The sequence below is a fragment of the Inquilinus sp. genome (genome assembly GCF_039594555.1).
GTDB lineage: Bacteria > Pseudomonadota > Alphaproteobacteria > DSM-16000 > Inquilinaceae > Inquilinus.
Genome location: NZ_JBCNNF010000312.1, coordinates 1 through 8,140, shown reverse-complemented (window position 1 = coordinate 8,140; position 8,140 = coordinate 1). Strand labels below are relative to the sequence as shown.

The window sequence follows — 8,140 nt, the reverse complement described above, 5'->3', positions numbered from 1 at the left end:
CTCGCAGCCATTGGAGCCGCAGCCCTCGACCACCACCGTGGCGCCGGAGTTGCGCACCGCGAACCGCTCGCCCGCCTGCCCGGCGGCGAACAGCTTGCCGGAGGTGGCGCCGTACAGCACCGTGTTGCCGATGATCGTGTTCTCGTTGGTCTTCAGCGCCGACGCCGCGAAGGGCCGGACCACGATGGTGCCGCCGGACAGGCCCTTGCCGACATAGTCGTTGGCGTCGCCGAACACCTCGAGCTTCAGCCCCTGCACCGCCCAGGCGCCGAGCGACTGGCCGGCATTGCCGCGCAGCCGCACGGTGACATGGCCCGGCTGCAGCCCGGTCATGCCGAACTTGCGGGTGATCATCGACGACATCCGCGTGCCCACCGCGCGGTGGGTGTTGCGGATCGAGTAGGTCAGCTGCGTCTTCTCGCCGAGCTCGAACAGCGGCCGGGCGTCGGCGATCATCTGCGCGTCCAGCGTGTCCGGCACCGGGTTGCGGCCCTCGAGCGTGCAGTACATCGCATGCTCGCCGGGGTCGGCCTTAGCCAGCAGCGGGTTGAGGTCGAGGTCGTCGAGATGGGCGGCGCCACGGCTGACTTGGCGCAGCAGCTCCGTCCGGCCGACGATCTCGTTGATCGAGCGGTAGCCGAGCTGGGCCAGGATCTCGCGCACCTCCTCGGCGATGAAGCTGAAGAGGTTCACCACCTTCTCGGGCGAACCGGAGAACTTCGCCCGCAGCTCCGGATCCTGGGTACAGACGCCGACCGGGCAGGTGTTGGAGTGGCACTGCCGGACCATGATGCAGCCCATGGCGACCAGGCTAGCGGTGCCGATGCCGTATTCCTCGGCCCCGAGGATGGCGGCGATCACCACATCGCGCCCGGTCTTGATGCCGCCATCGGTGCGCAGCCGGATGCGGTGGCGCAGCCGGTTCAACGTCAGCACCTGGTGCACCTCGGACAGGCCCATCTCCCACGGCACACCCGCGAATTTCAGCGAGGTCTGGGGCGAGGCGCCGGTGCCGCCGACATGGCCGGAGATCAAGATGATGTCGGCGTTTGCCTTGGCGACGCCGGCGGCGATGGTGCCGATGCCGGTGCGGCTGACCAGCTTGACCGTGACCTTGGCGTCCGGGTTGATCTGCTTCAGGTCGTAGATGAGCTGGGCCAGATCCTCGATCGAGTAGATGTCATGGTGCGGCGGCGGGCTGATCAGCATCACGCCGGGGGTGGCGTGGCGGAGCTTGGCGATCTCCACCGTCACCTTGAAGCCGGGCAGCTGGCCGCCCTCGCCGGGCTTGGCGCCCTGGGCGACCTTGATCTCCAGCTCGCGCGCCTGGTTCAGGTATTCGGCGGTGACACCGAAGCGGCCCGACGCGACCTGCTTGATCGCGGAGTTCCAGTTGTCGCCGTTCTTGTCCGGGCGGAACCGGGCCGGGTCCTCGCCGCCCTCGCCGCTGTCGGACCGGGCGCCGATCCGGTTCATGGCGACGTTCAGCGTGCCATGCGCCTCCGGGCTTAGCGCGCCCAGCGACATGCCGGGGGTGATGAAGCGCTTGCGGATCTCGGTGATGCTCTCGACCTCGTCGATCGAAATCGACTCCCGCACCGGCACGAAATCCAGCAGGTCGCGCAGCGCCACCGGCGCCTGGTGCCGGATCATGTCGGAATATTTGCGGTACAGCGAGTAGCTGTCGGTCGCCACCGCCTGCTGCAGCATGTGGATCATCCGCCCTTCCCAGGCGTGACGCTCCTGCCCCTGGCGGTAGCGGTAGAAGCCGCCGACCGGCAGGGTGACGACGTTGCTGTTCCACGCCGCCTCATGCATCTCGATCGCCTTCATCTGAAGGCCGGCCATGCCGAGGCCGGAGATGCGGCTGGGCATGCCCGGGAAATACTCGGCGACGAGCGAGCGCGACAGGCCGACGGCCTCGAAGTTGCAGCCGCCGCGATAGGACGAGATCACCGAGATGCCCATCTTGGACATGATCTTCAGCAGCCCGTCGTCGACCGCCTGGCGGTAGCGCTTCATGCAGGCGTCCAGCGACAGGTCGCCGAACAGGCCGCGGCGCTGCCGGTCGGCGATCGCCTCCTGCGCCAGATAGGCGTTCACCGTGGTGGCGCCGACGCCGATCAGCACCGCGAAATGGTGCACGTCGACGCATTCCATCGACCGCACATTCAGCGAGGTGAAGGTGCGCAGCGACTGGCGGATCAGATGGGTGTGGACCGCGCCGGTGGCCAGGATCATCTGGATCGCCACCCGGTCCAGCCCGACATGCTGGTCGGTCAGCACGATGTGGGTGGCGCCGCCGCGCACCGCGTCCTCGGCCTCGCGGCAAACCCGGCGCAGCGCGTCGCGCAGCGCCTGCTCGCCGCCCGCGCGGTCGAAGGTGCAGTCGATCTCCGCCGCCGTGCTGCCCATATAGGCGCGCATCGCCTCATATTCGGCGTTGGTCAGCACCGGGCTGTCGAGCTGCAGCAGGTCGCACTGGCTGGCATCCTCGTCGAGGATGTTGCCCAGGTTGCCGAGGCGGGTGCGCAGGCTCATCACCCGCCGCTCGCGCAGGCTGTCGATCGGCGGGTTGGTAACCTGGCTGAAATTCTGCCGGAAGAAGTGGTGCAGCGGCCGGTTCAGGTCGGACAGGATGGCGATCGGCGTGTCGTCGCCCATCGACCCCACCGCCTCCTTCGCGTCCTCCACCATCGGGTGCAGGATCAGCTCCAGGTCTTCCATGGTGATGTTCATGGCGACCTGGCGGCGGCGCAGCTCCTCCCGCGGCATGGCTCCGCCGGTGTCCTCGCCGCCGGCGCGGATCAGCCCGTCGATCACCTTGATGCGCTTGGTCCACTCCTCATAGGGCTGCTTGCCGGCCAGGACCTGCTTGATCTCGCGGTCGTGGTAAAGGCGGCCTTCCTGCAGGTCGACCGCCAGCATCTGGCCGGGGCCGAGGCGCCCCTTCTCGATGATGCGGCTGTCCTCCAGCCGGACCATCCCGGCCTCCGACCCCGCGATCAGCAGCCCGTCCTCGGTGATGGTGTAGCGCATCGGCCGCAGGCCGTTGCGGTCCATGCCGCCCATCACCCAGCGGCCGTCATACATCGCCAGCGCGGCCGGGCCGTCCCAGGCCTCCATCACCGCGTTGCAGTAGCTGACGAAGGCGCGGTGCGTCTGGGTGATGTCGGCATCGGCCGGCGTCGCCTCCGGCACCAGCATGGCCTTGACCATCGGCGCGTTGCGGCCGGCGCGGACCATCACCTCGAACACGGCGTCGAGCGCGGCGGAATCCGAGCTGCCGCCCTGGATCACCGGCTTGATGTCCTCGATCGCGTCGCCGAACACCGGGCTGGCCATGCGCGTCTCATGCGCGCGCATCCAGTTGCTGTTGCCCTTCAGCGTGTTGATCTCGCCATTGTGCGCCAGCATGCGGAAGGGCTGGGCCAGGCGCCAGGTCGGGAAGGTGTTGGTAGAATAGCGCTGGTGGTAGATCGCGAAGTTGGAGACGAAGCGCTCGTCCAGCAGGTCCGGGTAGAAGGCGGTCAGCTGCGCCGCCAGGAACATGCCCTTGTAGATGATCGACCGGCAGGACAGCGAGCACAGGTAGAAATCGGCGATGCCCGCCGCCTGCGCCGCCTTCTCGATCCGCCGGCGGATGACGTAGAGGTCGCGCTCGAACTGATCCTCCGGCACCCCTTTGGGGTTGGCGATCATGATCTGCTCGATCTCCGGCCGGGCGGCGTTGGCCTTGTCGCCGATGATGGCGACGTCGATCGGCACCTGGCGCCAGCCATAGATGTAGTAGCCGAAGCTGAGGATCTCGCCCTCGACCAGGCAGCGGCACTTCTCCTGCGCCTCCAGGTCGGTGCGCGGTAGGAAGGCTTGGCCGACCGCGATCACGCCCGGCAGCGGCCGGTGGCCGACGCGCTCGACATGCTCGTGGAAGAATTGCTGCGGGATCTGGACATGGATGCCCGCGCCGTCGCCGGTCTTGCCGTCGGCGTCGACCGCGCCGCGGTGCCACACCGCCTTCAGTGCGTCGATGCCGGCCTGCACCACCTCGCGCCGCGGCTTGCCGTCCAGCGTGGCGACGAAGCCGACGCCGCAGGCGTCATGCTCCTCCGCCGGGTCGTAGGCATGGGCCTCGACCAGCCGGGCGACATTGGCGTCGTACTCGCGGACAAAGCGCTCGCCGGGGGACTGCTTGAACTGGCTCATGGCTGGCTCCTTCCGGCGCGCTTATTCCGCCGCGACCGCCGGAACGGCGGCGGCTTTGGCGGCGAGATGGCTGTGGATGGCGGCGGCGGCGTCGCGGCCGTCGCGGACGGCCCAGACGACGAGGCTGGCGCCGCGGACGATGTCGCCGGCGGCGAAGATGCCGTCGACCGCGGTCATCATGGTCTTGTGGTCGACCCGGACGGTGCCCCACTTCGTCACCGGCAGGCCCGGTGCGTCGAACAGGGTCGGCAGGTCCTCGGGGTCGAAGCCCAGCGCCTTGACCACCAGGTCGGCCTCGATGGTGTGGGCCGAGCCCTCGATCACCATCGGGCTCTGCCGGCCGGTGGCGTCGGCGACGCCGAGATGGATCGAATGGGCGCGCACGCCGGTGACGGTCTCGTCGCCCAGGAAGGCCTCGGGCGCCGCCTGCCAGACGAACTCCACGCCCTCCTCCTCGGCATTGTGCACCTCGCGCTGGCTGCCCGGCATGTTGGCGCGGTTGCGGCGGTACAGGCACTTCACCGAGACGGCGCCCTGGCGCACCGCGGTGCGGACGCAGTCCATCGCCGTGTCGCCGCCGCCGATCACCACCACCCGCTTGCCGGCTGCGTTCAGCGTGCCGTCCGTGAAATCGGGCACATCGTCGCCGAGGCCGGTGCGGTTCGAGGCGGTGAGGTAGTCGAGCGCGGCGACGATGCCCTTGAGGCCGGAGCCCGGGGCCTGCAGGTCGCGCGCCTTGTACACGCCGGTGGCGATCAGCACGGCGTCATGGCGGGATCGCAGCTCCTGCAGCGTGGCGTCGCGGCCGACCTCGAAGTTCAGGTGCAGGGTGATGCCGGCATCGGCCAGCCACTGGGCGCGGCGGGCCACCACCTCTTTCTCCAGCTTGAAGCTGGGGATGCCGTAGATCAGCAGCCCGCCGACCCGGTCGTAGCGGTCATAGAGATGGACCTGGTAGCCCAGGCGGCGCAGCTGCTCGGCCGCGGCGATGCCCGCCGGGCCGGCGCCGATGATGCCGACGGATTCGGCACGCTCGTGCAGCGGCACTGGCGGCTTGACCCAGCCCTCGGCCCAGGCGGTGTCGGTGATGTACTTCTCGATCGAGCCGATGGTGACCGCGCCGTGGCCGGACTGCTCGATCACGCAGTTGCCCTCGCACAGCCGGTCCTGCGGGCAGATGCGGCCGCAAATCTCCGGCATCGAGTTGGTAGCGGAGGACAGCTCATACGCCTCCTCCAGCCGGCCCTCGGCGGTCAGCTTCAGCCAGTCCGGGATGTTGTTGTGCAGCGGGCAGTGCACTTGGCAGAACGGCACGCCGCATTGCGAGCAGCGCGAGGACTGCTCCTCCGCCTTCTGCCGGACATAGGGCCCGTAGACCTCGAGCCAGTCGTGCCGGCGAGTCTCGGCAGCGCGTTTCGCCGGCATCTCGCCGGCGGTCTTCACGAACTGCAGCATCTTCGTCGTCGCCATGGGGCGGCTCCTGGTCCCGCGGAGTCGAATACGCCCCGCACCGGCGGGGCCCACGACATTTACGGATTTCGTGCAGCCATGGCGAGCCATTTTTCGCGATTAGGTCATATTTGTTGACTAATTTCGCGTTGTTAAGAGCGGTTCGCAGCTGGAGCGGTATTTCGGAACGATTGTTTCAAGGAAAATAGGTCCAATTCGGAACTATCGGAGAATCATATCCCGGAACTGCCCAGAACGAAGAGACTTTCGCTCTCCTTTGTCGCGAGGAGCCATTGAACAGGGCCTTGACCTCAAGCCGGCTTGAACCTTTAGCAAGATGGCTCCCACTCACCGGAGCCAACCATGCCCGCCTCCGACAGCAAGCCCTTCGTCTCGATCAGCGTGATCACACCCAAGCCTGGCCGGTTCGACGAGTTCATGGAACTGCAGCTGGCCCAGCACCATCGGGTGCGCGGCCAAGTCCAGGGGCTGCGCGGCGGCCGGCTGTTCCGCGCGCTCGACGGCCGGAGCGCGGTGCTGGTCACCGCCTTCGACAGCGCCGAGGACGCGCAGCGCTTCCGCCAGGACCCGCGCTTTACCGAGCATATCGCGCGCATCCAGCCGCTGCTCGAAAGCGCCGTGCCGGGCGGCTACGAGACCGCCTATGAGGTCGGGGAGATCTGACTCGTCCTCTCCAATCGTCATTGCGAGCGCAGCGAAGCAATCCAGGGGCCGACGCGCGCCAACCCCTGGATTGCTTCACCGGCTTCGCCTCCTCGCAGTGACGGGGCAGGAACCCGCCCGCGGCATACGAGAAGGTAAGTGGACACCGCTCCCGGCCGGGCCTAACCGCTCGGGCCGGTTCCCCTTGCCGGCCGCCTGCCCTCATGTCGATCGCGATCAGCGCCCCGCTCCGCCGTTCCGAGAGCGACACCCGCGACATCCTGCTGCTGCTCGCAGCGCATGTCGTGCTGTGGACGGCGTTCTGCCTGCTCTATCTCGGGCCGTCGGACCTGCAGAACGACATGACCGAGGCCTTCTCCTGGGCACAGGAGATGCCGCTGGGCACGTACAAGCACCCGCCCTTCTACGCCTGGGTGGTGCATGGCTGGTTCAGCCTGTTCCCGACCCGCGACTGGGCCTTCTACCTGCTGTCCTCGACCAATGCCGCGATCGGGCTGGCCGCGGTCTGGGCCATCGCCGGCCGGTACCTGTCCGGCCCGGCCCGGCTGGCGGCGGTGCTGCTGCTGGAGGCCCTGCCCTTCTTCACGGTCCAGTCGTTCAACTTCAACGCCAATTCGGTGCTGCTGTCGCTGTGGCCGCTGGTGATGCTGCTGTTCCTGCGCAGCGTCGACCGGCGCGACCTGGCCGGGGCCGTGGCGAACGCCGTGGCGTTGGGGCTGGCCGCCGCGGCGGCGATGCTGTCGAAATACTACAGCGGCATCATCCTGCTCTGCTGCCTGGCGGCGGCGCTGGCCCATCCCGACCGCCGCCGCTACTTCGGCAGCGCCGCCCCTTATGTCGCGATCGCCGTCCTCGCCGCGGCGGTGGCGCCGCATGTGCTGTGGCACATGCATGCGGCCATCGGCCCGCTGCAATACATGGCCAGCAAAAGCCATTCCGACACGCTGAGGATCTTCGGCAAGGCCGGGCTGTTCGTCGTCGGATGCATCGCCCTGCACGCGTTGCTGGCAGCCACCCTGGCCTGGCTGTGGCGGCGCGGCCGGGCGGCGGCACCGGAAGACCGTCCCGCCGAGCCATCCGTGGGCGATCGCCGGTCACTGGCGATCTTCGCCCTGGGTCCCTTCCTGCTGACCGTCGCGATCGCCCTGGCCTTCAAGGTGAAGATCGTCACCCAGTTCGCCATCCCGATCTTCGGCCTGTCGCCGCTGGCCGCGATCATCTGGCTGCGCCTGGCGATCGACCGGGACGCGCTGCGCCGGCTGGCGCGGCTGGCCGGCGTGGCAGGGCTGCTGCTGCTCGCCGTGGCTCCCTTCGCCGGCGCCTGGACCCTGCGGCACGACATCGAGCATGCGGCCGAGCCGCGCCGGCTGCTGGCCAAGCGGGTGACGACGCTGTGGCACGAACGGGTCGGCACGCCGCTGGCCATCGTCGCCGGCACCGAGAGCTATGCCCTGGGCGCCACCTTCTACAGCCCGGACCACCCGACCGACTTCACCGCCTTCGCCCCGGCCTACGCCCCCTGGATCGATGCCGACCGGCTGCGCCGCGGCGGCCTGGCGGTGATCTGTCTGAAAGATGACGAGTGGTGCCTGGGCGAGGCGGCGAAGTACCAGGGGCTGGACAGCTGGCGCACCGAGATCGGCCTCGCCAAGCGGGTCCGCGGCGTGACCGGCCGGCCCTTCGACTTCGTCGTCCTCTTCATCAAGCCGGGGCAGTCCCTGCCGCTGCAACCGATCCGCCTGCGGCCCTTCTGATAGGCCGCTTGGAAATGCGCTGGCGTGAGTCGGCTGGTGGTGGTTTC

4 protein-coding genes are annotated in these 8,140 nt (G+C 68.6%); 2 read left to right on the top strand and 2 right to left on the bottom strand.

From position 1 onward, the window contains the following. Nucleotides 1-4,206, bottom strand: a 4,206-nt coding sequence (gltB, locus tag ABDW35_RS26530; protein ID WP_343716863.1) for a glutamate synthase large subunit, incomplete at its 3' end; no start/stop codon positions are given. A 21-nt stretch (nt 4,207-4,227) separates the two neighbouring features. After that, nucleotides 4,228-5,676, bottom strand: a complete 1,449-nt coding sequence (locus tag ABDW35_RS26525) for an NAD(P)-dependent oxidoreductase (protein ID WP_343716862.1) — start codon at nt 5,674-5,676, stop codon at nt 4,228-4,230. A gap of 342 nt (nt 5,677-6,018) precedes the next feature. Here ABDW35_RS26525 and ABDW35_RS26520 point away from each other — a divergent pair, with 342 nt between their 5' ends. Both ABDW35_RS26520 and ABDW35_RS26515 read left to right on the top strand, forming a co-directional pair. After that, a complete protein-coding gene (locus ABDW35_RS26520; protein WP_343716861.1) occupies nt 6,019-6,339 on the top strand; it encodes an antibiotic biosynthesis monooxygenase in 321 nt (106 codons plus the stop codon). A 203-nt stretch (nt 6,340-6,542) separates the two neighbouring features. Then, nucleotides 6,543-8,093 carry a glycosyltransferase family 39 protein gene (locus ABDW35_RS26515; protein ID WP_343716860.1) on the top strand — a complete coding sequence of 517 codons (1,551 nt, stop codon included), beginning with the start codon at nt 6,543-6,545 and terminating at the stop codon, nt 8,091-8,093. Nucleotides 8,094-8,140: the final 47 nt, after the last annotated feature.

Excerpts from the sequence above, each read along its gene's own strand:
- ABDW35_RS26525 (WP_343716862.1), bottom strand. The coding sequence starts at position 5,676 with ATGGCGACGACGAAGATGCTGCAGTTCGTGAAGACCGCCGGCGAGATG.
- ABDW35_RS26520 (WP_343716861.1), top strand. The coding sequence starts at position 6,019 with ATGCCCGCCTCCGACAGCAAGCCCTTCGTCTCGATCAGCGTGATCACA.
- ABDW35_RS26515 (WP_343716860.1), top strand. The coding sequence starts at position 6,543 with ATGTCGATCGCGATCAGCGCCCCGCTCCGCCGTTCCGAGAGCGACACC.